The organism is Rhizobium sp. FKL33 (assembly GCF_005222915.1).
Lineage (GTDB): Bacteria > Pseudomonadota > Alphaproteobacteria > Rhizobiales > Rhizobiaceae > Rhizobium_E.
The window spans coordinates 44,728-69,798 of sequence record NZ_STFX01000017.1 but is presented as its reverse complement, the minus strand read 5'-3'; the positions used below and the strand labels follow the sequence as shown (position 1 = coordinate 69,798).

At 63.6% G+C, this 25,071-nt stretch carries 24 protein-coding genes and 1 tRNA gene; 14 read left to right on the top strand and 11 right to left on the bottom strand.

The window, feature by feature from the left end:
- Nucleotides 1-106 precede the first annotated feature (106 nt).
- Nucleotides 107-835: a response regulator gene (locus E8Q41_RS10400; protein WP_137155469.1), complete on the top strand. Its 729-nt coding sequence runs from the start codon at nucleotides 107-109 to the stop codon at nucleotides 833-835.
- Between the two features lie 5 nt (nucleotides 836-840).
- Here E8Q41_RS10400 and E8Q41_RS10395 read toward each other — a convergent pair whose 3' ends face one another.
- From E8Q41_RS10395 to E8Q41_RS10385, 3 genes are all read right to left on the bottom strand, one after another.
- The gene (locus tag E8Q41_RS10395; protein ID WP_137155468.1) at nucleotides 841-1,290 is read right to left on the bottom strand and encodes a hypothetical protein; all 450 of its coding nucleotides are present in this window, start codon (nucleotides 1,288-1,290) and stop codon (nucleotides 841-843) included.
- Nucleotides 1,291-1,405: 115 nt separating this feature from the next.
- Nucleotides 1,406-3,145, bottom strand: a complete 1,740-nt coding sequence (locus E8Q41_RS10390; protein ID WP_170976440.1) for an EAL domain-containing protein — start codon at nucleotides 3,143-3,145, stop codon at nucleotides 1,406-1,408.
- A gap of 70 nt (nucleotides 3,146-3,215) precedes the next feature.
- A complete protein-coding gene (locus E8Q41_RS10385) occupies nucleotides 3,216-4,262 on the bottom strand; it encodes a zinc-dependent alcohol dehydrogenase family protein (RefSeq protein ID WP_137155466.1) in 1,047 nt (348 codons plus the stop codon).
- Between the two features lie 152 nt (nucleotides 4,263-4,414).
- Here E8Q41_RS10385 and E8Q41_RS25525 point away from each other — a divergent pair, with 152 nt between their 5' ends.
- From E8Q41_RS25525 to E8Q41_RS10375, 3 genes are all read left to right on the top strand, one after another.
- Nucleotides 4,415-4,588, top strand: a complete 174-nt coding sequence (locus tag E8Q41_RS25525; protein ID WP_170976439.1) for a hypothetical protein — start codon at nucleotides 4,415-4,417, stop codon at nucleotides 4,586-4,588.
- Between the two features lie 10 nt (nucleotides 4,589-4,598).
- Nucleotides 4,599-4,790 (top strand): hypothetical protein, encoded by a 192-nt coding sequence (locus tag E8Q41_RS10380; protein ID WP_137155465.1) that lies wholly within the window; start codon nucleotides 4,599-4,601, stop codon nucleotides 4,788-4,790.
- 65 nt (nucleotides 4,791-4,855) lie between these two features.
- Complete coding sequence (locus E8Q41_RS10375) at nucleotides 4,856-5,116, top strand: hypothetical protein (RefSeq protein ID WP_137155464.1); 261 nt, start codon at nucleotides 4,856-4,858, stop codon at nucleotides 5,114-5,116.
- 61 nt (nucleotides 5,117-5,177) lie between these two features.
- Here E8Q41_RS10375 and E8Q41_RS10370 read toward each other — a convergent pair whose 3' ends face one another.
- A complete protein-coding gene (locus E8Q41_RS10370) occupies nucleotides 5,178-6,515 on the bottom strand; it encodes a dicarboxylate/amino acid:cation symporter (protein WP_137155463.1) in 1,338 nt (445 codons plus the stop codon).
- Between the two features lie 246 nt (nucleotides 6,516-6,761).
- Between E8Q41_RS10370 and E8Q41_RS10365 the strand changes: the two genes are divergently transcribed.
- From E8Q41_RS10365 to E8Q41_RS10350, 4 genes are all read left to right on the top strand, one after another.
- Nucleotides 6,762-8,618, top strand: a complete 1,857-nt coding sequence (locus tag E8Q41_RS10365) for an ATP-binding protein (protein ID WP_246660154.1) — start codon at nucleotides 6,762-6,764, stop codon at nucleotides 8,616-8,618.
- Nucleotides 8,615-9,985, top strand: a complete 1,371-nt coding sequence (locus E8Q41_RS10360; protein WP_137155462.1) for a sigma-54 dependent transcriptional regulator — start codon at nucleotides 8,615-8,617, stop codon at nucleotides 9,983-9,985. Before E8Q41_RS10365 ends, E8Q41_RS10360 begins: the two co-directional genes overlap by 4 nt.
- 118 nt (nucleotides 9,986-10,103) lie before the next feature.
- On the top strand, nucleotides 10,104-12,203 hold the full coding sequence (locus tag E8Q41_RS10355) for a TonB-dependent siderophore receptor (protein WP_170976438.1): 2,100 nt from the start codon (nucleotides 10,104-10,106) through the stop codon (nucleotides 12,201-12,203).
- Nucleotides 12,203-13,417: an MFS transporter gene (locus E8Q41_RS10350; RefSeq protein ID WP_137155461.1), complete on the top strand. Its 1,215-nt coding sequence runs from the start codon at nucleotides 12,203-12,205 to the stop codon at nucleotides 13,415-13,417. Before E8Q41_RS10355 ends, E8Q41_RS10350 begins: the two co-directional genes overlap by 1 nt.
- Nucleotides 13,418-13,429: 12 nt before the next feature.
- On the opposite strand, the gene E8Q41_RS10345 is transcribed toward E8Q41_RS10350, so the two are convergent.
- The 4 genes from E8Q41_RS10345 to E8Q41_RS10330 form a co-directional block, all read right to left on the bottom strand.
- Nucleotides 13,430-14,191, bottom strand: coding sequence for an amino acid ABC transporter ATP-binding protein (locus E8Q41_RS10345; RefSeq protein ID WP_137155460.1), 762 nt, complete (start codon nucleotides 14,189-14,191; stop codon nucleotides 13,430-13,432).
- Nucleotides 14,188-14,868, bottom strand: a complete 681-nt coding sequence (locus tag E8Q41_RS10340) for an amino acid ABC transporter permease (protein ID WP_137155459.1) — start codon at nucleotides 14,866-14,868, stop codon at nucleotides 14,188-14,190. The genes E8Q41_RS10345 and E8Q41_RS10340 overlap by 4 nt, the downstream gene beginning before the upstream one ends.
- Before the next feature lie 85 nt (nucleotides 14,869-14,953).
- Nucleotides 14,954-15,727 carry an amino acid ABC transporter substrate-binding protein gene (locus E8Q41_RS10335; protein WP_137155458.1) on the bottom strand — a complete coding sequence of 258 codons (774 nt, stop codon included), beginning with the start codon at nucleotides 15,725-15,727 and terminating at the stop codon, nucleotides 14,954-14,956.
- A 189-nt stretch (nucleotides 15,728-15,916) separates the two neighbouring features.
- Nucleotides 15,917-16,417: a DUF1003 domain-containing protein gene (locus E8Q41_RS10330; RefSeq protein WP_246660156.1), complete on the bottom strand. Its 501-nt coding sequence runs from the start codon at nucleotides 16,415-16,417 to the stop codon at nucleotides 15,917-15,919.
- A gap of 308 nt (nucleotides 16,418-16,725) precedes the next feature.
- Between E8Q41_RS10330 and E8Q41_RS10325 the strand changes: the two genes are divergently transcribed.
- The 5 genes from E8Q41_RS10325 to E8Q41_RS10305 all read left to right on the top strand — a co-directional run bounded on the left by E8Q41_RS10325 (nucleotide 16,726) and on the right by E8Q41_RS10305 (nucleotide 21,993).
- Complete coding sequence (locus tag E8Q41_RS10325) at nucleotides 16,726-17,487, top strand: glucose 1-dehydrogenase (RefSeq protein WP_246660153.1); 762 nt, start codon at nucleotides 16,726-16,728, stop codon at nucleotides 17,485-17,487.
- 96 nt (nucleotides 17,488-17,583) lie between these two features.
- Complete coding sequence (gene hisD, locus E8Q41_RS10320) at nucleotides 17,584-18,906, top strand: histidinol dehydrogenase (RefSeq protein ID WP_137155455.1); 1,323 nt, start codon at nucleotides 17,584-17,586, stop codon at nucleotides 18,904-18,906.
- 7 nt (nucleotides 18,907-18,913) lie between these two features.
- Nucleotides 18,914-19,951, top strand: a complete 1,038-nt coding sequence (locus E8Q41_RS10315) for an alcohol dehydrogenase catalytic domain-containing protein (protein WP_137155454.1) — start codon at nucleotides 18,914-18,916, stop codon at nucleotides 19,949-19,951.
- On the top strand, nucleotides 19,935-20,663 hold the full coding sequence (hutC, locus tag E8Q41_RS10310; RefSeq protein WP_137155453.1) for a histidine utilization repressor: 729 nt from the start codon (nucleotides 19,935-19,937) through the stop codon (nucleotides 20,661-20,663). Before E8Q41_RS10315 ends, hutC begins: the two co-directional genes overlap by 17 nt.
- Before the next feature lie 37 nt (nucleotides 20,664-20,700).
- Nucleotides 20,701-21,993, top strand: a complete 1,293-nt coding sequence (locus E8Q41_RS10305; protein WP_137155452.1) for a hypothetical protein — start codon at nucleotides 20,701-20,703, stop codon at nucleotides 21,991-21,993.
- Nucleotides 21,994-22,016: 23 nt separating this feature from the next.
- Here the strand turns inward: E8Q41_RS10305 and E8Q41_RS10300 are convergent, their stop codons facing one another.
- The 3 genes from E8Q41_RS10300 to E8Q41_RS10290 all read right to left on the bottom strand — a co-directional run bounded on the left by E8Q41_RS10300 (nucleotide 22,017) and on the right by E8Q41_RS10290 (nucleotide 23,599).
- Nucleotides 22,017-22,280 carry a PilZ domain-containing protein gene (locus E8Q41_RS10300; protein WP_137155451.1) on the bottom strand — a complete coding sequence of 88 codons (264 nt, stop codon included), beginning with the start codon at nucleotides 22,278-22,280 and terminating at the stop codon, nucleotides 22,017-22,019.
- A gap of 172 nt (nucleotides 22,281-22,452) precedes the next feature.
- Nucleotides 22,453-22,528: transfer RNA gene (locus E8Q41_RS10295), tRNA-Thr, on the bottom strand.
- Between the two features lie 111 nt (nucleotides 22,529-22,639).
- Complete coding sequence (locus E8Q41_RS10290) at nucleotides 22,640-23,599, bottom strand: nitronate monooxygenase family protein (protein ID WP_137155450.1); 960 nt, start codon at nucleotides 23,597-23,599, stop codon at nucleotides 22,640-22,642.
- A 215-nt stretch (nucleotides 23,600-23,814) separates the two neighbouring features.
- Between E8Q41_RS10290 and E8Q41_RS10285 the strand changes: the two genes are divergently transcribed.
- Nucleotides 23,815-25,071 carry a hypothetical protein gene (locus E8Q41_RS10285; protein ID WP_137155449.1) on the top strand — a complete coding sequence of 419 codons (1,257 nt, stop codon included), beginning with the start codon at nucleotides 23,815-23,817 and terminating at the stop codon, nucleotides 25,069-25,071.

Genomic DNA, 25,071 nt, shown 5'->3' with positions numbered 1-25,071 from the left:
GCCAATATCCATGCGCCCCGTTACACGCGGACGATTTGTCTGTTATGAAACGTGCAATTGTGTAACGGATTGTAACAAGCCGATTCCAACGGAAAGCCATAAGAGAATGACCGGGCCGTCCAGTCAGAAGGAGCACATTCTCGTCGTCGACGACGACCCCCGAATCCGACAGATGCTGTCTCGCTATTTCGAAGACGAGGGCTATCGCGTCACGGCGGTGGCGGATGGCGGGGCCATGCGGGACGCGTTGAGAATCAACGCCTTCGACATCATCCTGCTCGACCTGATGCTGCCCGGCGAAAGCGGGCTGGAGCTGGCGCGCGACATCCGGGCGCGCTCCGAAACGCCGATCATCATGCTGACCGGCAAAGACGACGTGCTCGACCGCATCGTCGGGCTGGAGCTCGGCGCCGACGACTATATGAGCAAGCCTTTCCACCTCAGGGAGGTGCTGGCGCGAATCCGCACCGTGCTGCGCAGACGCGCCCCCGCACGGCAGGAAACGCCGTCCGAGAGCGACCAGGTGATCTTCGAAGGCTGGACGCTGGACCTGTCGCGGCGCTCGCTCACCCGGCAGGACGGGCAGATGATCGATCTCACCACCGGGGAATTCGACATGCTCGCGGTGATGGCCCGCAATGCCGGCCGCGTGTTGAGCCGGGACCGGCTGATGGACCTGACTCGCGGCCGCAGCCTCGAGGCCTTCGACCGCACCATCGACGCGCAGATCGCCCGGCTGCGCAAGAAGATCGAGCTGGACCCCGCCAATCCGCAGATTATCAAATCCGTGCGGGGCGTGGGCTATGTCTTCACATCCAGGCTGGACCAATTCTGAAACGGTCAAACCGCGACATTGACGCAGAGCCCTTCAAAAGAGACCGCCCCCTCGACCTTTTCGGCTACGCGTCGCCAGGCCTGACCGCCCGGCGACCAGATCCGCGTCTGCCGGCAGCCCGCAGCGCGCGCCCGCTCCGACAATTTCTCCAGGAGAGCGATGATCACTCCGTCCTCATCGATGGCGCTCGCGGTCAGGAACACCGGCGCGTCGAGTGTGCGGCCATAGAGCAGGCTCTGGATGGCTTGCGACACGACGAGACCCTTGATCACGCCGCCCAGATCGACCGCCACATGCACCTCGTCATGCAGGCCGGTGGCGCCGCGCCATTCGATGATGCGGCGAATGAAAATGCGCCATTCCTCGGCTCCGACGCCGATACGGCCACCCTCGACGAGCAGTTGCGTCGAAAGTATATCGGACTCCGCGATGGGTCTCACTGAATAGGCTGCCATGCCTGCTCCCGCAGATGGGCTCGAACAATAGGTCGTCGCGCAGACTGCGCGGCATCATGACATCCTGGGGCGCCATGGCGTTTTCTTGTTTGATCAATGTCAAATCAAGCAAAAATCAGGCATGAAAAAAGGAAGTGTTCACGACCGCCGCCAGGGCGTCGTTCTCACGGCGCAAGATGAGATCCGGCAGATGCTCCTGCGCCACCGGCCGGCCATAGAGGAAACCCTGGCCCACCGCGCAGCCCATCTCGGCCAGCATGTCGTGCTGGCCCGGCGTTTCGATGCCCTCGGCCACGCTTTCGAGGCCGAGATCGCGAGCGAGCGCGATCATGGACTTGGTGATGACCGCATCGCTGCGATTGGTCTGGATATGCTGGATGAAGCTGCGGTCGAGCTTCAACGTCGTCAGCGGGAACTGCTGCAGCGAACTCAAGGACGCGTAGCCCGTGCCGAAATCGTCGAAGGCGATGCGAACGCCGAGATCGGCGAGACAGCGGAGCGAACGCAAACCGCATTCGTCGTTCAGCAGCGCGATCGTTTCGGTGACTTCGAGTTCGATCATCTCGGGCGCGAGATCGTTGACCGACAAAGCGTTCAGGACGCGCCGCACCAGCGCGTCGGATCGATACTGGGCGGTGAAGAGGTTGACGCTGACCCGCTCGAGCGGCAGACCCTGGCGCCGCCATTCGGCGAGTTGGCCCGCGGCCTCGTCGAGAATCCACCAGCCGAGCGGCAGCGCGAAGCCGTTTTCCTCGACGTCGATCAGAAAGGCCTTGGGCAAAAGGAGGCCGCGTTGCGGATCGCTCCAGCGCACGAGCGCTTCGACCGCATGCGCCCTGCCGGTCTCGATCGAGACCTGCGGCTGATAATGGAGCAGGAATTCGTCGTGATCAAGCGCGCGGGCCAGATCGGCCTGGGTGTTGCGGCCCGCCGCCGATCGGACAAAGCCGAGCGTCTGGGCGGGCGCGGCCAGCGCCGAGGCGGGCTCGAGAAAGGCGATCATGCCGGCGCCGTCGGGAGCCGCCCAGGACTGCACGGATATTTCGACCGGCCTTTCGCGGCCGCCGCCGAGATTGGCGGTGCGGAACAGGGGCTTGCTGATATGGCTGTCGCGGCCATGCGCATAGACCGACATCAGCGTCTCGCAGCCGGCGTTGAGCGGTCCCGGCGCGATGACGGCGTCGAAGGCCAGACCGCAAAGCTCGGCTTGCGCGCGCCCCAGCAGCCCGGCGGCGGCGCCATTGGCGTATTCGATGGCGCCTGCGGCATTGACCGCCAGCATCGGCCGCGTCTCGGTCTCGAAACAATCGAGCGCGCTCGCCCGGCTCCAGGCGTCTTCCAATTCGGAAATGCGGTCCATGGCGAGCGTGGCCAGAACCGTCAGCGCGTTTTTCTGATGCTCGGAGATTCCTGGCCGGGGCTTGGGGTCCACGACGCAAAGCGCGCCGACGGCATGGCCGTCCCGCGTGATCAACGGCGCGCCGGCATAGAAGCGCATGCGCGGCTGCGCATCGACGATCGGACGGTCGGCGAAACGCAGATCGGCGTCGCCATCCGGCACGACCAGGACCTCGGTCGATTGGATGGTCGCCGCGCAGAATGAGCCCTTGCGCGGCAATTCCTGGCGGCGGCGACCCTCTTGCACGACGAAAATCAACCGATCGCGATCGACGAGGGTGAGGATGGCGTTCGCGGCGCCGAACAGGGTCGCGAGCGCGGTGACGATGGCCTGAAGGCTCTTGTCGTCACGCAAACCGAGAGCCAGAAGGCGACGCACGCCTTCAATCCGCTTCGCCTCGTCTTCGACGCTCGCCGGCGACTTCATCTGCTGGAGCTCAACCAACGAACCCGTCATCCCTGTTTCAAACCTTATTGTTCTATCAATAAGTGACCGATCCATCACCGTCTTTGCGCTTTGTCAATTTTTACGCGGCGAATTTCTCGATCACCTGAATGCCCTTGTCGGCGAAGCGATCCATCTCGACGAGAGCCTGCGCAGCCTCCGTCAGCGTCAGGCGGGAGCCGATCAGCGCCGAAGGATCGAGCCGTCCCGACAGGATCATCGCCAGCATATCCTCGTAACGCCAGGCCTGCATGCCGTGACTTCCGTAGATTTCCAGTTCATGCGAGATCACCTGCGCCATCGGGATCATCGGGCGGGCGTGATCGGCCAACATCAGGCCGACCTGGACATGCCGGCCGCGCCGCCGGAGATTGGCGATGGAGTTGAAGCAGGTCTGCGGATGGCCGAGCGCATCGATCGAGACATGCGCGCCGCCCTGGGTGACATCCTTCACGGCGGACGGGATATCGTCGACTTCGCGGCTATTGAGCGTCACGGACGCGCCGAGGCGGCGGGCATAGTCGAGTTTGTCCTCGGCGATGTCGATGGCGACGACATTGGCGCCCAGCGCCGCGCCGATCATGATCGCCGAGAGGCCGACGCCGCCGCAACCATGCACCGCGAGCCATTCGCCGCCCCGGAGGCGACCCTGGTCGACCACGGCGCGGAAGGAGGTGGCGAAGCGGCAGCCGAGACTGGCGGCGGTGGCGAAATCGATTCGCTCGTCCAGCCGGACGAGATTGTTTTCGGCATAGTCGATCGCAACATATTCGGCGAAGCATCCCCAATGGGTGAAGCCCGGCTGGAACTGCTCTTCGCAGACCTGCTGATTGCCGGATCGGCATTCGCGGCAATGGCCGCAACCGGAGACGAAGGGAACGGTGACCCGGTCGCCGGGACGGAAGGCTTTCACCTCGGAGCCGACGGCGGCGATGACGCCGGCGAATTCGTGACCAGGGACATGCGGCAGATGAATATCGGGGTCGTGACCTTTCCAGCCATGCCAATCGCTGCGGCACAGGCCAGCCGCCTTGACCTCTATGACGACGCCGGACCGAGACGGCGTCGGATCGGCGAGCGTCCGCACTTCCGGTGTCTCGCCGAAACGTTCGTAATACATTGCGCGCATGCTGATTCACTTCCTGATGCTTACGAAGCAGTCCTATCACGGCGGCGGCGCGTTCCAAAGTCTTTCGGACGACATCCAGGGCCGATTGCAAGATGTGTCGAACGCCTCACCGTCTCGCCGGTTAGTCGCTCATAGTGAAAAAGGAGCGAAAAATGCAGAATGAACGCGGATCTAACCGGGCGCTGTGGTTCTTCTTCGCCGCCGTGGTGGCTGTTATCCTGTTGGTCGCGATGTTTTCGAGCAACGATCTCTTTCGCTCCGACAGCGCAGCGCCGACCCAACCGAGCCCGCACGCCATCGAGCAGAGCCCCGGCGGCGCGACCTGAGGAGGCCGATATGTTGCTGAAGATCCGCGGTTTTTTCAAACAGTTCACGGCCGAAATCCTCGGCAGCCAGAGGCTGCAGGAAGAAGGCCGGCGCGAGGTGATGACCGACAGACTGGCTGAACGCGACATTCCGCCCGTCGACAGGCAGAGCAGCGGGGGCATCCATATCGAACGCCCGCCGGAGGCCAAGATCGATCCCTAAGCTCGTCGAGCGCCGCGCAAGGCGCCGCGTCCATGATGCCCCTTTGACGACCATGCGAGGGGCGCATGAATTTCAGGATCATTCAAGGCGGATTGGAGAGCCGGCCGCAACGCTCTCCGTCCCGAACCATCGAAGACGAGGCCAGACGGCGCATCGCCTCGCTGGGCTATGACGCCTACCGGATCAGGAAGCTGGCGACCGACGAGCCCATACCCAAGGCGATCGACCGGGTGCGGATGCAGATCGAATTCGTCGCGCAGACTCTCTCGGCGCTCGCCGCGCCGCCCGAAGATTTCACCGACGACGCCTATTGGCCGCATCCCTGAACGATGAAGGCGGCCTCCGGGGAGACCGCCTTCCTCTTGCCGCGTCTTGGGAGACTTGAGATCACTCGGCAGGAACGGGCCGCGCTTCGATGAAGTCTTCAACGGGCTGCGGATGACCTGCGAGCGCGGCGTTGAACGTCTCGACGTCGAGCTCGTTCTCCCAACGCGCCACCACGACGGTCGCCACCGCATTGCCAATGAAGTTGGTGATCGCGCGGCATTCCGACATGAAGCGGTCGATGCCGAGGATCAGCGCCATGCCGGCCACCGGCACGGTCGGGACGACCGAGAGCGTGGCGGCGAGCGTGATGAAGCCCGCGCCGGTGATGCCAGCCGCGCCCTTGGAGCTCAGCATCGCCACGAGAAGCAGCAGAACCTGATCGCCGAGCGACAGAGGCGTGTCGGTTGCCTGGGCGATGAACAAAGCGGCCAGCGTCATATAGATGTTGGTGCCGTCGAGATTGAAGGAATAACCCGTCGGGATGACCAGGCCCACGACCGAGCGCTTGCAGCCGGCGCGCTCCATCTTGTTCATCAGGCCCGGCAGCGCCGCTTCCGACGAGGATGTGCCGAGCACCAGCAGCAGTTCTTCCTTGATGTAGCGAAGAAGCGCGAGCAGCGAGAAGCCGTTGTAACGGGCGACAGCGCCGAGCACGACCGCCACGAACAGGAAAGACGTGACGTAGAAGGTGCCCATCAGCATCGCCAGATTGGCGATCGAGCCGATGCCGTATTTGCCGATGGTGAAGGCCATGGCGCCGAAAGCGCCGATCGGGGCGGCCTTCATCAGAATGGCGACGAGCTTGAACATCGGCGCCGTGACGGCCTGAAGGAAATCGGTGACCGGCTTGGCCTTGTCGCCGACCATGGCGAGCGAGACGCCGAACAGGATCGAGAAGAACAGAACCTGCAGGATGTCGCCTTCGGCGAAGGCGCCGACGATCGTCTTCGGGATGACGCCCATGAGGAAGCCGACGATCGACTGATCATGCGCCTTCTCCGTGTAGTCGTGCACCGCCTTGGCGTCGAGCGAGGCCGGATCGATATGCATTCCGGCGCCGGGCTGGACGATATTGGACACGATGAGGCCGACGACCAGCGCGAGCGTCGAGAAGGTGAGGAAGTAGATCATCGCCTTGCCCGCGACGCGTCCGACCTTCTTGAGATCCGACATGCCGGCGATGCCCGTGGCGACGGTGAGGAAGATCACCGGAGCGATGATCATCTTCACCAGCTTGATGAAGGCGTCGCCGAGCGGCTTCAGGCTGGCGCCGAGCTCCGGATAGAAATGACCGAGCAGGATGCCGGCGGCGATGGCCGCGAGAACCTGGACATAGAGTTGGCGATAGAACGGCCGCTTGGCGACCGGCTCTTCAGCCGATGCGAAAGATGCATGCATGTGCGTATCCTCCAGCGCGCCCCAACCGCTTCGAGCGGCCTCCCGGGGCAGAGACGTTAACGGGTCGACGGCCTTTCCGGGCGTCCGCCAGAGGAATTGCAAGGGGCGTGCCAAGATGCGTGAATTGGACTACATCATTGTTTTAATTCACTATTGCAGACACCTTCCCCAGGATCGGCCATCGCCTCATGCGGATTTTCACACATAGATCCTTGATATTCGTGCGGATTTACGCACAATAACTGGATGATCGAGAGGGATAGAGACGGACATGATCAGTCGATGGCCGAGGCGCGATCCGCGCGGCGGGCGCTGAGCCTGTTCGCCATCACCGGCGTCCTCGCCCTGATCGCGGTGATCTATGCTGCGGGCGTCTATGGCCGGGTCACCGCGACGCAGGATCTCAAGCGCCAGGGCGTGACCGAAGCCAATCTCAAGGTGGCGTTGTTGCGGGCGGTGCTCGAGCGGCCGCGCGCATTGCCGCTGGTGCTCTCGCAGGATCGCGAGATCCGCGACATGCTCGCAGCGCCCGAACCGCAAGGGATCGACCGCGTCAACCGCAAGCTCGAAAGCCTGGTGGGCGGCAGCCAGGTGTCGGTGATCTACGTGATCGCGCATTCGGGCCAGACCGTAGCGTCGAGCAACTGGCGGCAACCGGATTCCTTCGTCGGCAGCAATTACGGATTCCGCGACTATTTCCGCAGCGCCATGTCGACGGGCGTCGCCGAGCAATTCGCGCTCGGCAATGTGTCGCGCCGGCCCGGCCTCTATATTTCCCGCCGCATCGACGGAGCCGGACGGTCGCTGGGCGTGGTGGTGGTGAAGATGGAGTTCGACCGGCTGGAAGCCGACTGGCGCGACAGTGGACGGCCGGCGCTGGTGGTCGACGGTCGCGGCGTGGCGCTGATCACCACGGTTCCCGACTGGCGTTTCCGAACCATGACGACGCTGCCCGGAGACCGGATCGCCGCCATTCGCGAGAGCCTGCAATTCGGCGACGCGCCGCTGACGCCCCTGCCCTTCCGCAAGGACGACCGTATCACCGGCGACGCCGCTGAAATCCGCGTCGCCTTGCCGGACGGGCGGGAGAGCTCCTATCTCAGGCTCCGCGCCCAGGCGCCGACGACGCCCTGGGTGCTGGAATATCTGGTCTCCACCGATCCCGTGCCGGCGGCGGCGCGGCAGAACATGCTGGCGGCCTTCGCGCTGTTTGCGCCGCTGATCGCGCTCACCGGGATTTTCTTCGAACGACGCCGCCGAGCGGCGGCGCGGCTCGCTGCCGCGCAGGCGCAACGCGCGGCGCTCGAAGCCCGGGTCGAGGCCCGCACCCGCGACCTCACGCTGGCGCGCGACCGGCTGGAGGCCGAGATCGCCGATCACCACGACACCGAAAAGCGGCTGCAGGTGGTGCAGCAGGATCTGGTGGCGGCAAACCGGCTGGCGATCCTCGGCCAAGTGGCCGCCGGGGTGGCGCATGAAATCAACCAGCCGGTCGCGACCATCCGCGCCTATGCCGACAATGCCCGCGTGTTTCTCGATCGCGGCAGCCTCGACAAGGCCAGCGGCAATATGGAGGCGATCGCCGGCCTGACGGAACGGATCGGCGCCATCACCGAAGACCTCAAGGCTTTGGCGCGCAAGGGACGCGGACCGGCTGCCGCCGTTAGCCTCGGCGAGGCAATGGAGGGCGCGCTGATGCTGCTCAAGAGCCGGTTTTCCCATCGGCTCGACGCACTGATCCTCGAAAAGCCGGAGCCCGACATCCGCCTCAAGGTCGACCGCATCCGGCTCGAACAAGTGCTGATCAACCTGATGCAGAATGCGCTCGAAGCCATCGAACATACGCCGGCGCCGCGCGTCAGCGTGCGGGCGGAAGATCGCGGCGAACGCGTCGCCGTTCTGGTGGCGGATAACGGGCCGGGCGTCGCGCCCGACATTCTCGAACAGCTGTTTACGCCGTTCAACACCTCGAAACCGCGCGGACTGGGCCTGGGGCTGGTGATTTCCAAGGAAATCCTCGCCGACTATAGCGGCGAGATTTCGGTCGAAACCGGCCCGGCGGGAAGCTGCTTCACCATTCACCTGTCAAAGGATCAGGCATGACCTCAACCCGCTCCGTGATCCTGTGCGATGACGACGCCGATCTCAGAGCGGCGCTCACGCAAACGCTTGAACTCGCTGGCCTCGACGTCATGGCGTTTGGCGCGGCCGCGCCGGCGCTGGCGGCGATCACGCAGGATTTCGCCGGCGTGGTGGTCAGCGACATCCGCATGCCGGGCATGGACGGGCTGCAACTGCACGCCGCGATCAAGGCGCGCGATGTCGATCTGCCGGTGATCCTGATGACCGGCCATGGCGACATCCCCATGGCGGTGGCGGCGCTGCAGAACGGCGTCTACGATTTCATCGCCAAGCCTTTTGCGGCCGACAGGCTGGTGCAGAGCCTGATGCGGGCGCTGGAAAAGCGCGCGCTCATTCTGGAGAATCGGGCGCTGCGCCGCAGTCTCGAGGAAAGCGCCGACGACCTCCCTCTGATCGGCCAGACGCCGGCCATGGAGCGGCTGCGCGGCACGATCCGCCAGATCGCCGACACCGATGTCGACGTGCTGGTGCGGGGCGAAACCGGCAGCGGCAAGGAAGTCGTGGCGAGCCTGCTGCATCGCTGGAGCAAGCGCCGTCGCGGCCAGTTCGTGGCGCTCAATTGCGGCGCGCTGCCGGAAAGCGTGATCGAAAGCGAATTGTTCGGCCATGAACAGGGCGCCTTCACCGGCGCGCAAAAACGTCGCGTCGGCCGGATCGAATATTCGAGCGGCGGCACGCTGTTTCTCGACGAAATCGAAAGCATGCCATTGGCCACCCAGGTGAAGATGCTGCGCGTCCTGGAGATGCGGGAGATCTCGCCGCTCGGCGTCAACGAGGTCAGGCCCGTCGATCTGCGCGTGGTGGCGGCGGCGAAAGTGGATCTCGGCGATCCCACGGCCCGCAAGGATTTTCGCGAGGATCTCTATTACCGGCTGAATGTGGTGACGCTGTCGATCCCGCCGCTTCGGGAACGGGCAGAGGACATTCCGCTGTTGTTTTCGCATTTCGTCGCCAAGGCGTCGGCGCGTTTCGGGCGGCAGACGCCGGATAGTCCCGCCGGGCTGACCGCCGATCTCAAGGCGCGGTCCTGGCCGGGCAATGTGCGCGAACTCCATCATTTCGCCGAGCGTTTCGTGCTGGGCCTCGAAACGGACCAATCCGTCGCGGCTTCGGCTTCGTTACGTCAGACGCTCAGCCTGCCCGAGCGGCTGGAGCAGTATGAAGCCGAAGAGATCAAAAAGGCGCTTATCGACCATGGCGGCGACGTGCGTTGCACGATCGAGGCGCTCGGCATACCCCGCAAGACCTTTTACGACAAGCTGACCAGACATGGCATCAACCGCACCGATTACGTCCCGGACAATGCGCGGGCTGATTTTAAACCGTGACAAATATGTCAAAATTCCGGACAATTTTGATCATGTTCACATGAAAATCGAGCCCATAAGTTGATCGTTTTCATCATCTTTCGCAAATCAGTCAAAACATGACTAAGGAGTGAAGGATATGGGGCGACATTTCACCATTCGAGCGACCACGATCTGGCTGATGAGCGGGGCCGCGCTGATCGCGCCGCAATGGGCGGCAGCGCAGGACAGCCAGCCGACAGAGCTCAAGAAGCTGGTGATCGAATCCGAAAGCGACGACATCCTTGTGCAGGACGGCTACGTCGCCAAGGAAGACCGCATCGGCTCGAAGGTGGACACACCGCTCATCCAGATCCCGCAGGCGATTTCGGTCGTGACGCAGGACCAGATCGAAGACCAGAAGCCGCGCTCGCTCAATGAAGCGCTCGGCTATACGGCCAGCGCCAATCCCAACAGCTATGGCGCCGACAGCCGTTATGACGCCTTCTTCCTGCGCGGCTTCCAGGCCTATTACAATGGCCAGTTCCGCGATGGGCTGCGCCAATACAATGGCCCCTCCGCCTGGTTCAAGACCGAGCCCTATGGCATCGAAGGCGTGACGATCCTCAAGGGTCCGGCCTCCTCGCTGTACGGCGTCTCCGGTCCGGGCGGCATCGTCAATGTGGTGACTAAGCGTCCCAAGGACGAGGAATTCCGCGAAATCGAGGCCCAGGTCGGCACGCATGACCGCTATCAGGTCGGCATGGATCTCTCCGGTCCAGTCGCAGGCAACGAGGACCTGCTCTATCGCTTCACCTCGATGGGTCGGCTGAGCAATACCGAGCTACCCTTCTACCCCGACGACAAGCTCTATCTGGCGCCCGCCATCACCTTCAAGCCGAACGAAGACACCAAGATCACCCTGCTCGGCGAATATTCGAAGTTCCGCGTCGGCGGCACCGCCGCCTTCTATAACCCCTCCTATGGCCAGGTGTCGCACCTCTATGAAGGCGACAAGAACTGGAACGATTTCGACCAGGAACAGGGCCGCATCGGCTATGAGATCGAGCACCGACTGAGCGATGTCGTCACTCTCAGGCAGAACCTCCGCTATGACGAGTCCGACGCCGACCTGCAATATAGCGGCCACTACGCCTCGGGAACCGATCTCGCCCGTTATTGGGGCCTCTACAAGGAGCATATGAAGAACTTCACCGTCGACAATTCGGCGGAGTTCCAGTTCGACACCGGACCGGTCGAACACACCGCGCTTGTGGGCGTCGACTATTCCTGGGCGACCTACACGGCCTATAGCGGCGTCGACTACACCTCCGCCGCCTCGATGGAGGCCGCCGGCGCGCCCTTTTCCGGCAAGCAGGACATGGACAGCGTCGGCGCCTATGTGCACGACCAGCTGAAGTGGAACGACTTCACGCTGTTCGCCTCAGGTCGCTACGACTGGGTGAGCACCGACAGCTGGGACGCGTCTTCGGTCAAGACCACCCAGAAGGACGACGCCTTCTCCTGGCGCGTCGGCCTCTCCTATGAAAGCCAGTGGGGCACGACGCCCTACGCCAATTACTCGACCTCCTTCTCGCCCAATATCGGCTTCGTCTATGACGACGTGACGAGCGATGAAAAGCGGGTGGCGCGGCCGACCGAAGCCGAGCAGATAGAAATCGGCGTTAAGCAGGAAATCCCCGACATGAACGCCGTCGTCACCGCCTCGGTGTTCGACATCGACCAGGACAACGGCGTGGTGTTCGACGCCTCGACCGGCGTCAACAAACAGCGCCAGCTCGACCTGAATTCGCGCGGCTTCGAAATCGAGGCAAACGGCAGCCTCGACAACGGCTTTGGCTGGATCGCCTCCTACACCTATCTGCGCATGAAGATCGTCGACGGCGCCGAAGGCACCGACGGCAATGAGCTGTCGGCGACGCCGAACCATATCTTCGCGCTGTGGGGCAACTACAAGGTCCAGGACGGAACCTTTAAGGGCTTTGGCGCCGGCGCCGGCGTCCGCTTCATCGGCGAGAGCTATGGCGACGACATCAACAGCTTCAAGAACTCCGCCCGCGCGCTGGTCGACGCTTCGGTCTCCTATGATTTCGCGGCGATCGACAAGAAGATGGAAGGCCTGAGCCTGCAGATCAACGCCAAGAACGTCTTCAACAAGCGCGAGCAGACATGCTCGGCGGGCTATTGCTACCGCGATGAAGGCCGCTCGATCATGGGTTCGCTGCGGTATCGCTTCTGATGGGCGCGAGCCTGAAGCCAAAACTCTCCCCGGTCGCCGTCACCACGGCGATCGGGGGTCTCTATATCAGCCAGAGCGTCATCGGCGGCGTGACCTGGACCGGCCTGCCGGCGGTGATGCGCGACCGGGGCGCAAGCCTCGACCAGATCGGGCTTTTGTCGCTGATCGCCCTGCCCTGGGCGCTGAAATTCCTGTGGTCGCCGGCGATCGAACGCTTCCGCCTGCCCGCCTCCGGTCGCAATCGTTCGGGCTCGATCATCCTGATCGGCGGCCTGATCTCGATCGTCGCTCTCCTGGCAGTCGCCTTTGCGGGCCCCGTTCTCTCGCCCGTCACCATCGCCGCCTTCGCCCTGACCGCTTTCGCGGCCGCCACGGTCGATATCGCCTGCGACGGTTTCGCGGTCGAAAATCTCCGCGAGGCCGATCACGCCTGGGGCAACACCGCCCAGGTCGGCGGGGCCTATCTCGGCGCGGCGATCGGCGGCGGCCTGTTTCTGGTGCTGGTCGACGTCATCGACTGGCGCGGCGCGCTTGTCGCCATGTCCGCATCGCTTGCGCTGTTCGGCCTGCCCTTCTTCCTGATCACCCGTGGGCTTGCGCAGTCAGGCGCGCGGTCCCACACGCCATCGATCCGCGCAGCGCTCGCCCGGCCGGAGATCCGCAAGGGCCTGATCGTCTCAGCCGTCTATGTCGCCGCCCAGAAGCTCGGCCTGCAAATGCTGTCGCCATTTCTCGTCGATCTCGGCTTCAGCCTGTCGGATATCGGCCTGATCAACGGCATGGGCTCGCTGTTTCTGGGCGCAGCAGGCGCGCTGATCGGCGGCGTGGTGATCCGCCTCATGGGCGCCCGCGCCGCATTGCTGATCAGCCTTGGATTTCAGATCGTCGCGTTTAGCCTGTTCACCATCGCCGCGAGCGACCCCGCCATCATTCCGCGCTGGCTGATGGTCGGCGCTGCGTTGCTCAGCTCGTCGGCCATGCTGGCGCTCGGCTTCACTGCGCTTTACGCGCTGTTCATGCGCTGGTCGGATCCCCGCCAGGCGGGCGTCGATTTCACTTTGTTCCAATGCATGGATTCCGGCCTCAGCATCATCGGCGGCGTCGCGGCGGGACAAATCGCCGAAGGTCTCGGCTATACGGTCTATTTCGGACTGGCCACCGCGATCGCCGCGGCGGCTGTGCCCATCATCATCAGGCTCTGCCGCGAGGTCTGAGATAAACCGCCGTCAGATCGAATAGTCACCGCCGCCGATGATGGCGGAGACGAAGCGTTTGGTGCGCTCGTGGGCAGGCGCATCAAAGATCGTGCGGGCGGGGCCGGTCTCCACCACATTGCCCGCTTCCAGGAACACCACCTTGTCGGCGATCTTGGAGGCGAGGCGAAGATCATGGGTGGCCATGACCATGGTCGTGCCTTCCCTGGCGAGCTGACCCAGCACATCCACCACTTCGGCGGCGAGTTCTGGATCGAGCGCCGAGGTCGGCTCGTCGCAGAGCAGCACCTTCGGCGAGGGCGCAAGCGCGCGGGCGATGGCGACGCGTTGCTGCTGGCCGCCCGAAAGCGTGGCGGGCCAGGCATCGGCCTTGGCCGCCATGCCAACCTTGGCCAGCAGTTCAACGGCGCGGGCGCGGGCCTTATCCTTGGGCCATTTCAGCACCGTCAGCAGGCTTTCCATGACATTTTCGATCGCCGTGCGATGCGGGAAGAGCTGGAAATTCTGAAACACCATGCCGGTCTGTCGGCGGATTTTCTGGATTTCAGCCCAGCCGGGACGCTTGTCCTGCGAGAAGGTGATTTCATCGGCGCCGATGCGCACCACGCCCGATGTCGGCTGTTCGAGGAGATTGATCGACCGCAACAGCGTGCTCTTGCCGCCGCCCGAAGGACCGATCAGCGCGGTCACCCCGCTTTCGGGCGCGCTGATGCTGACATTTTTGAGGATCACGGCGTCGCCGAAGCGTTTTTCGATATTGCGGAGTTCGATCATCGCTGAGCCTCCATCATGCCGCCATAGCGGGCGAAGCGTGTTTCCAGCCGGGCCTGCAGCGCTGACAGCACTGAGCTCAACACGAGATAGATCAGCGCCGCCTCGATATAGAGGATCAGCGGCTCGTAAGTCGTGGCGACGATGCGCTGGGCGGCCTGAAACAGTTCGGGCACGGTGATGGCGGCGGCGAGCGAGGTGTCCTTGACCAGCGAAATGAAGGTGTTGGACAGCGGCGGCACCGCGACGCGGGACGCCTGCGGCAGGATGGTGCGGGTCATCGCCTGGCGCCAGTTCATGCCAATGGAATAGGCGGCTTCCCACTGTCCTTTGGGGACCGAGGAGATGGCGGCGCGGATGATTTCGGAACTATAGGCGCCGATATTGAGCGTGAAGCCGATCAGCGCCGCCGGAAAGGCGTCGAGCAGGATGCCGATTCTCGGCAGGCCGTAAAAGATCACGAAGAGCTGCACCAGAAGCGGCGTTCCCCGGATGATCCAGACATAGAAGCGGGCGATGGCGCGCACCGGCGCCGGGCCGAACAGGCGCCCCACCGCCGTCGCAAGACCGAGCGCCATTCCGAATGTGAAGGAAAGCAAAGTGAGCGGAATGGTGAAGATCAACCCCGCCCAAAGCAGGGTCGGCAGCGAATCCGCCATCAATTGCAGCCAATGCGGCACGGTCTTATCCTCGTGAAACAGCGCCCGACGGAGATCGCCGGGCGCTTGCGCATGCGTTGATCAGATCACATCGTCTGGGAGACGATTACTTGGAGACGTCCTGACCGAAATAGGTGTCGGAAATCTTCTGATAGGTTCCGTCGGCCTTGATGTCGGTGAGCGCCTTGTTGATCGCGGCCAGCAGTTCCGGCTCGCCCTTGCGGATGATCACGCCCGAATAATCGGCGTCCTTCTGTTCGGCGACCACGGCGACAGGCGCATCCGGCTTGTGCTTCTTGAAATCGAGGAAGGACAGGCTGTCATTGATGGTGGCGTCGGCGCGGCCGGTCAGCACGAGCTGGATCGACTGGTCGAAGCCGTCGGTGCCGACGAGTTCGGCGCCGTTCTGCTCGGCGATCTTGCCGAAATTGGAGGACAGCGACTGGGCCGACGTCTTGCCCTTGAGATCGGTGAAACCCTTGATCTCGTCATTGCCCTGCTTGACGATCAGCACCGCCTTGGAGGCGATATAGGGCTCGGAGAAATCATATTTCTGCTTGCGGGCTTCGGTGATGCCGACCTGGTTGATCACGGCGTCGTAACGGTTGGCGTCGAGGCCGGCGATCAGGCCGTCCCACTTGCCTTCGACGAATTCGGCTTTCACGCCGAGTTTGGCGGCGATGGCCTGGCCGATTTCCACGTCGAAGCCAACGAGCTTGCCGCTGGCGTCATGGAAGGTGAAGGGCGCATAGGTGCCTTCGGTGCCGATGCGGAGCACACCTGCGGATTTCACGGCGTCGAGATTCTCCCCGGCCTGCGCGCCCGCGAAAAGGCCAGCCTGCAGAAGGGCCGCGGCGGCGATTGTTTTCAACCAGTTCATCTCACACTCCAGAATATTGCGTTGCAGCAGTGTTTTCGCATGCGCAGGACAGAAAGGGAGCGGAGAATTCCGCCGAATTTCTGAGCAAATGCAAAATATTTTATCAACAACAGCGATGGATGCGATCGATCCATCTCGTCATCCTCCCGGACCGGACCGGATTGGGACGCAGTCCTGAAGTCGCCCGCATCAGTCTCGGTCTTGCTTCTTTTCGATTTCGGCAAGGATCTGTTCCGGCGGCATGTTCTTCTTGAGATCTTCGAGTTCGTGGTCGGCGACTGCGGCAGGCGCATCGAGATGGCGCGAAATCGCCTCGACCATACTGATCAGCCGCGTCGTCTCATGTTCGGCCAGCAGCGAAATCTGCAGGCTGAGTTCCGAGCGCTTGTCCTCCAGCGCAGCCATCCGGTTCTGATTGATCATGACGAAGGTGGATATGAAGATCGCCTCCACCGAAGCGATCATCGCCAGCGCCACGAATGTGGGATCGAAGGGTGGAATGAAGGGCAGCCAGCCGAGATTGACGAGGATCCACGCCCCGAAAATCGCGATATGCAGATAGACGAATGTCATGCTGCCGGCAAAGGCGCTGATGGCTGCGGCGATGCGGCTTTCCTGCGACTGCTTTCGAATGTCGTCCGCCTTCTTGCGGATGAGCGCTTCGATGTTTCTATCGAGGACGGCCGACATGTCGTCTTGCAACTCGCCTTTCGGAAAACTGGCGTCTGCTCGGGTCGCGGCGATGTGCTGGGTCATGCGCGGGGCTCCAATTGCCTGGCGAACCCACAACGCCGATCTTTCGAAGCTGTTCCGCTTTCGAAGCCGCGAATGCGAATAACACGTGATGAAATCGACTTTTCTTGCTCCTGCCGAACGGGTCAGGCGCAACAGTCGCGCCGGAAATGCGGCTTCGGTTGTATAGGCATGTACAGCAAAGGCCTTGCATGAGGCCCGGCGCCGTTTTAGCCTGCACGCCTGCTAGAACAGGGAAAGCCGCCATGTCGCTCAGGCAATTCGATCTCACCGGCCGCAAGGCAATCGTCACCGGCGCAAGCCGAGGCATTGGCCAGGCCATTGCGATCGGCCTCGCAGAGGCGGGCGCCGATGTCGTGGTCACGGCGCGCGACGTCCAGTCGCTGACGGATACGGTTGCTGCGGTCGAGGCTGCCGGGCGCAAGGCGGCGGCGGTTGCGCTCGACGTGCGGGAAGCGTCCACCTGCGCCCTTGCGGTCGATCGGGCCATTGAGGCGCTTGGCGGGGTGGACATTCTCGTCAACAATGCCGGCTATGAGGAAATCCGCCCCTCGCTCGATGTCGACGAGGCGCTTTGGGACCGGATCGTCGACACCAATCTGAAGGGCGCCTTCTTCATGGCGCAGGCAGCGGCGCGGCGGATGGAGAAGGGCGGGGCGATCGTCAATCTCTGCTCGCTGACCTCCTATGTCGGCGTCCCCACCGCTGCCCCCTATGGCTCGTCGAAATCGGGACTGATGGGCATGACGCATGCGCTCGCCGCCGAATGGGCCGGTCTCGGCATCCGGGTCAACGCCATCGCGCCCGGCTATTTCCGCACCGCCATGACCGACGTCTTCTATGAGAACGAGGACTGGGCCGCCTCCATGTTGCAGAAGATCCCGCAACGCCGTTTCGGCGCGATGGAGGATGTGGCAGGCAGCGTCATCTTCCTCGCCAGCGACGCGTCACGCTATGTAACGGGGGTCTGCATTCCCATCGACGGCGGCTATCTCGCCTCCATCTGATCAATCAAGAGGCAGGATGGAATTTTAGGCATTCCATTGACGTCCTGCCGAGACATGTATAGACATCTTCCCAGAACAGTCTGCAAGGGCATTCCCATGACCAAGGTTTCCTTTCACGAACTCGCCAGCCTCGACGCCAGCCAGCGCGCGGCGCTCCTGCGCCGCTCCGAAGCCGATCTCTCCAGCTTCATGGACAGAGCGCGGCCGATCATCGAAGCCGTCCGCACCGAAGGCGACGCGGCGCTCGCCCGCTTCGGCCGCGAACTCGATCGCGCCGACATCACCGAAGACCGCCTGAAGGCGACGGAAGCCGAATTCGACGCCGCTTTCGACCTGGTCGACAAAGAGGTGATCGGGGCAATCCGCTTCGGCATCGACAACATCAGGCGCTTCCACGAAGAGCAGAAGCCCGAAGCCATGTGGCTCAAGGAAATGCGCCCCGGCGCATTCGCCGGCGACCGCTTCACGCCGATCAAGTCGGTGGCGCTCTATATTCCGCGCGGCAAGGGCGCGTTCCCGTCGGTGACCATGATGACCGCCGTTCCGGCGGTCGTGGCAGGCGTGCCGGAGCTGGCGATCTTCACGCCGCCCTCGCCCGACGGCTCCGTGGATGCGGCGACGCTGATCGCGGCGCGGCTCGCAGGCGTCGAAACCGTCTACAAATGCGGCGGCGCCCAGGCAGTGGCCGCCGCCGCCTATGGCACCGAAACCATCAAGCCGGCGTTGAAGATCGTCGGCCCTGGCAGCCCCTGGGTGGTTGCCGCCAAGCGTCTGCTCTCGGGCGTTATCGATCCCGGCCTGCCGGCCGGCCCTTCCGAAGCGGTGATCTTCGCCGACGACACCGTGCATGGCGGCCTCGCCGCGCTCGACCTGCTGGTTGAGGCCGAACATGGCCCCGACTCCTCAGCCTATCTCGTCACTCATTCGCGCCGGGTGGCGGAGGAAGCTTTAGCGGCGCTGCCCGAACACTGGGCGCGCATGACCGAACAGCGGGTGGCCTTCTCCTCCGCCGTGCTCGGCGGCGCCTATGGCGGCATCGTGCTGACGCCGTCGCTCGAAGAGAGCTATCGCTTCGTCAATGATTACGCGCCGGAACATCTGGAAATCCTGTCGACCGATCCCTTCGCCCATCTCGGCAAGATCACCGAGGCGGCAGAAATCCTGATGGGGCCGCATACGCCTGTCTCCATCGGCAATTTCGGTCTCGGCCCCAACGCCGTGCTGCCGACCAGCCGCTGGGCGCGCACCTATGGGCCGCTGTCGGTCACCGACTTCGTCAAGCGCTCGTCAATCGGCTATGTCACCGCCTCCGCCTATCCGGAATTCGCCCATAATGCCCGGCTGCTGGCGCGCTACGAAGGCTTCTCCTCGCATGAGCTCGCTGTGTCGTCTGTCCGCGACGCCTATTTGCCGAAGTGAGGCCGGTATGAAGGCGGTCAGGCTCTACAAAGCGGGCGACCTGCGCGTCGAGGACATCCCGGCGCCGGGGCCGCTCGTTTCTGGCTCGGTGCGGATCACTGTCAAGGCCGCCGGCATCTGCGGCTCCGACCTTCATAATTTCCGCACCGGCCAGTGGATCAGCCGATCGCCCTCGGTGGCGGGCCATGAATTTGCAGGCGTGATCACCGAAATCGCTGCTGATGTCATGGGTCTCAGAGTCGGCGATCTCGTCGCCGCCGACAGCCGCTATTGGTGCGGCGACTGCGCCGCCTGTCGCTCCGGCCGCCGCAATGTCTGCGAAAAGCTCGGCTTTGTCGGCGAGGTCTGCGATGGCGGCTTCGCCGAGGAATGCGTGCTGCCTGCCCGGCTGGTGACGCAATGCCCCTCGGCTCTCGCCCCCGAGATCGCCGCCATGGCCGAACCCTTGGCGGTGGCGCTGCATGCGGTCAAGCGGCTGCGCCTGCCCGGCGGCGAGCCGGTTCTGGTCGCCGGCTGCGGTCCGATCGGCGGATTGGCGGCGCTGCTGCTTTCCCGGCTGCATGACGGGCCGATCCTGATCGCCGAGCGCAATACGGCGCGGGCCGCGCTGGTGGGCGATGTCGCCGGCGCCCGCAGCGTCGATCTCGACGCCGCATTGATCGAGGCGGCGCTCGACGGACGGCCTCTGCGCTATGCGCTCGACGCCACCGGCAGCATTGGCGCGCTTGACGCGCTGATCAACCTGCTCTCCGGCGGCGGGGCGCTGGCGCTGGTCGGCATCTCCCATGGCCAGCTCACGCTCGATCCCAACCTGCTGGTGGAGCGCGAGATCGCGCTGATCGGCTGCCATGCCTTCGAAGACGAATTGCCGGAGGCGGTGGCGATGATGCCCGATCTCGCCGACGCGCTCGGACAGCTGATCGAAACGCGCATTTCGCTCGATGCAACCCCCGACGCCTATCGCCGGCTACTGGACGGACACGCCGCAGGGCTGAAGACCATCATCATCCCGGAACTGGGAGGCGATCATGGCCAACCTGCCTGAAACGGCCGGCCCGCTCTATGAAAAGGTCAAGGAGTATATACTCGACCATATCATCAGCGGCGCCTGGGGCAAGGATCAGCGCGTGCCGTCCGAGCACGAGCTGGTGTCGATGCTTGGCGTGTCGCGGATGACCGTGCATCGGGCGCTGCGCGAACTCACCTCGGACGGCCATCTCGTCCGCATCCAGGGGGTCGGCACTTTCGTCGCGCCGCCAAAACCCTATTCGACGCTGATCGAAATCGTCGACATCGCCAGCGAGATCCGGACGCGCGGGGCGCGCTACCGGGCTGACATCCTGCTGCTCGAAAGCCTGCAGCCCAGCCAGGAATTGCTGGCCGCCTTCGATTTCGCCACGCGCAAAGCCGTCGGCCATTCGATGATCCTGCATCATGAGAACGACATGCCCGTGATGATCGAGGAGCGCTTCGTCAATTCCGACCTCGCCCCCGATTACGACAAGCAGGATTTTTCCGCGATCACGACCTATGACTTCCTGCAGAAGAGCACGCCGCTCACCGAAGTCGAACAGGTGATCGCCGCCATCACCGCCGACGAAGAGACCGCCCGGATGCTGGCGCTCGAAGCCGGCGCGCCCTGTCTGCTGTTGCATCGCCGCACCTGGACGGGCTCGACGGTCGCCACCGTCAACCGCTTCACCTATAGCAGCCGCTATACGCTCGGCAGCCGTTATGCACCCGGCTCCTTCCGATAAGCCGTTGTCATCCCAACCATCTTTTTAGGAGCGGTTCATGTCCGAAACGCCGAAAAGCCGCACCGCCGAAATCCGCGCGCTGGCCCGCAGCGACGAGCCGCGCGCGCTGGCGCAACTGACGGCGCTCCTGTCCGAACTCTTCGACATCGCGCCGGAAAATCTGGCCATCAATCACGACCAATACAGCCTCAATTCGCTGAACGGCTTCTTCGAGGCGGATGGCCAGGCCTATTTCTTCAAATTCCATCAGGAGGAGGGCGAGGAGGCGATGACGGGCGAATATTACCGCGCCGACATTCTTGCCCGGGCCGGTTTGCCGGTCGATCAACCTGTGATGATGTCGGTTCTGCCGGGTGAGCAGATCCTCGTCTATGCCAGGCGCTCCGATCCGCGCTTTTCCGACGTGCTGCGCGGTCTCGATCTTGCGCCTGACGCGCGCGCGGACGCCGAGGCAGTCGCTGCCGAAGGCGAGTTGAACGACCGACTGCTGGCCGTCTATCACGAGACGCTGAATCCGATCACCCCGGCTCAAGCCCAGGCCGAGCCGATCAACCGGCTGTTTTTCGAACGGATGATCGAGCCCGCGACGCGACAGGCGCCCGGCGGGCGCTATCGCGATTTCTATATCGGCCAGACCTTCCGGTTCCCAGGCGCAAGCCTCGACTGGGAGACGTTCTCGACAGCGCAGGTGACGGTCAACGACCAGGCCTATCGCGACACGTTCGGCGCGCTCTTCGCCCGCGCTGCGGAGAGGCTGAACCCGATCCGTCTGGCCGACGCGGGCGGCGTGGTCGCCCATGGCGACGCGCACAACGCCAATGTCTGGTATTCACGCCGCGAGGCGGGCGGCGCCAGCCTGTCCTTCTTCGACCCCGCTTTCGCCGGCGAGCATGTGCCGACGCTACTCGCCGAAGCCAAGGCGACCTTCCACAATATCTTCGCCCATCCCCTATGGCTCTATGACCCCCAGGAAGCGGCGCAGCGCTATTCGGCAAGCGCATCCTATCGCGACGGCGTCCTGGCTTTCGAGACGGATTGGGATCTGAGCCCCGTCCGGCAGGCGCTGCTGGAGACGAAGGCCGAACGGCTGTGGCGGCCGCTGCTCGCGCTGCTCAAAAGCCGGGACATGCTGCCGGACGACTGGCGCGAAACGCTGAAACTGGCGCTGTTCCTCTGCCCGACGCTTGTGATGAACCTCCGCGCCGGCGCCGCCTCGCATAACGACATCTCCTCGGCGATCGCCTTTTCGGTGGCGCTGCAGATGGGATCGGAGCCGCTCGGAGACGGCGATCGGTTGAGCCGCTTTCTCGATGCGGTGACGCCGGACTGAGGCCAGAACGGATCGCGCCCGGCTCAGGCGTCGTCGAAACTGACGCCGATCTCGGTGAGCTTGCGCCAGCGAACGGTGCAAGGCCGCATCGTCCCATCCTGGAACTGAAGCTGGAACCGATCCGGCGCGAGCAGGGCCTGTTCCAGCGTCAGCTTTGCGCCGGCGTCCGACAGGTTGCGAATGGTGCAATCGATCGTCGACCCACCATGATGAAACACGATACGCCCGGCCTTGAATGCTTTGAGCCTCGGCGTCTTGCGCTTGTCTTCGCCCTGCTCCGCCGCCATCGCCACCCTCGTCGCACATGCTCTGCGCTGCATCGTTCCGGCAGACATTATAAGCGCATAAAATTAAGGTAATTTGAGCCGCTTGCAGCAGTTTTGCTCAACGCAGGACTTTGTCGAACATGCACGCGGCACGCAGAGAGCCAGCGATATCAATGGACATTGTCAGGGAAAATGGTGCCGCTTACGTGACTCGAACACGTGACCCCATCATTACGAATGATGTGCTCTACCGACTGAGCTAAAGCGGCCCGGCGAAGCGCCGTCATCGCCTGTTCGGGCGATGACGGGCTGATACAATCAAAGTTTCAGGAATGCAAGACGCGGGCGGACGGTTTTCGCGGAAAAAAGCGAAGGCGGTCTCAGCCGCAGATGCGCACGCGGGCGGCCTTGTATTCGCGCTCGAAGCGATCGACGAGGTCGGCGACGGGGAGAACGGATTTGACCGCGCCGATGCCCTGGCCGCAGCCCCAGATTTCCTTCCAGGCCTTGGGGCCTTCGGTCGCCTTTTCGAAATCCATCTTGGAGGGTTCAGCTTCCGGCAGGTGGTCGGGATCCATGCCGACCGCGCGGATCGAGCCCTTTAGGTAATTGCCGTGAATGCCGGTGAAATAGTTGGAATAGACGATGTCGTCGGCGCAACTTTCGACGATCATCTGCTTGTAGGCGTCCACCGCGCGGGCTTCTTTGGTGGCGATGAAGGGCGATCCGATATAGGCCATGTCAGCGCCCATGGCCTGGGCGGCGAGGATGGCGCCGCCATTGGCGATCGCGCCCGACAGCAGGAGCGGGCCGTCGAACCATTCGCGGATTTCCTGGATCAGCGCGAAGGGCGAAAGTTTGCCGGCATGGCCCCCTGCCCCGGTCGCCACCGCGATCAGCCCGTCGGCGCCCTTGCGGATGGCGGAGTTGGCGTGGCGATTGTTGATCACGTCATGCAGCACCACGCCGCCATAGGAGTGGATCGCCTGGTTGACCTCGGGCACCGCGCCGAGAGAGGAGATGACGATCGGCACCTTGTATTTCACGCAAAGGGTCAGATCTTGCTCCAGCCGCTTGTTGGTCGTGTGCACGATCTGATTGACCGCAAAGGGCGCGGCCTTGCGCGCAGGGTTGGCGGCATCATGGGCGGCGAGCGTTTCGGTGATTTCGGCCAGCCATTCGTCGAGCTGGCTGGCGGGCCGCGCATTCAGCGCCGGAAAGGAACCGACTACGCCGGCCTTGCATTGGGCGATCACCAGTTCTGGATGCGAAATAATGAACAGCGGCGAGGCGACGACCGGCAGGCGGAGATTGTCGGTGAGGATAGCGGGCAGGCTCATATTCACTCCCATGATGGACCTGTTTTGCCGCCATGATAGGCCAAGCCGGAGGAATTGTTCAACCTTGAATTTTCTCGCAACTCCTCACGCCGCCCTTTTTTGGCTGCATTGCCGGTGTTTGCCGGGGATCGGGCCCTGAAGCGCGCTTGCAAGTGCGGCGGGGAATGTTTACCGAAATGCACGGTTTTTGTAACGAGCACGGGATTAAGACGACAGTGAGCGGTCTCGAACACGCTATCCGCAACGCGCTCGAACGCGCCGATCGCTCCGATCCGGAGATCCGCGCCCGCATCTATCAATCCGCCCGGCACGCGCTCGACGCCGGCCTCGCCAAGCAGGAGGTCGAGGACGAAGAGGTCATCGCCCGGCAACGCCAGCGGCTCGACGCCACGATCCAGACGATCGAGGAGGAAGAGCGCGAGAGACTACGCGCCATGGCGCGGCTCGAAAAAGTGCTGATCGAGCGCGAACCGGATCCCGAGCCGGAGATCGCGCCGGAGCCGCGATCTCCCCGTCGCGACGCCAACGACGATTTCTCCGTGAATGCGCCCGATCTCGATGCGGCGCCCGCGACGGGCCGCGCCGCGCCGAACATCGAACTCGACCGCGACGACCGCGCAGCGCGCGAGACACGCGCCGATGCGGGATCGCTCGACGACGTCGCGCCGCGCGTCAACGAGCCCATGGCGCGGCTGGTGGCGGATGATCGCCGGTCCCAGGCCAGCGCGCCGATTGCGCATGAGCACGCCAAGGTCGGCAAAATCAAACATCGCAAAAACAAGGCCAAGGTCGAAAAATCGCAGCGCCGGAAGCGAGGCGGCGTCGCCTCCTTCTTCATATCGCTCTTCGTGTATTCGTGTTTCCTCGGCGCCATCGGCTTCGGCGTCTGGTGGGTCTACGCCACCGGCATGATCGACGTGGCGCTGAAGGGCGAAGGCAATTTCGATCTGGTGCCCAAGGAATTGCAGACCGCCGCGCCGGCGGCGCAGCAGTCCGAGCCGCTGGATCCCTTGCGCCGTTTCTCCGGCGACTGGGTCAATGTCTATACCGGCAAGGAAGCCAATGCGATTTCACCGCGCGCAGCGGCGCTCGTCGCCTCCTTCAGCGACAGCGACGGCGACGGCGTGACGATCGCCTCGAACGCGTCCGGCAAGAATGGCGAGGTAACGGTGGAGACGCCGGAAGAGCTTCTGCAGACGCTTGCCGGCAAGACCGCGACCATCGCCCTCACCGTCAAGGCCGATGGCGACGCGCCGACGCAGATCTATGTCGAATGCGCCTTCGGCGCGATGGGCGGCTGCGGCCGTCATCGCTTCACCGTCGGCAACGAGCGGGCCGACGAACTGATCCATGTCACCTTCGACGGCAAGATGGCGCCTTCGGAGGCTGGCCAGATCATCATCAACAGCGACGTGATGGGCAAGGGCCGCAAGCTGAAACTCTACGGCGTCCGCGTGCTGCCGGGTTCGTGA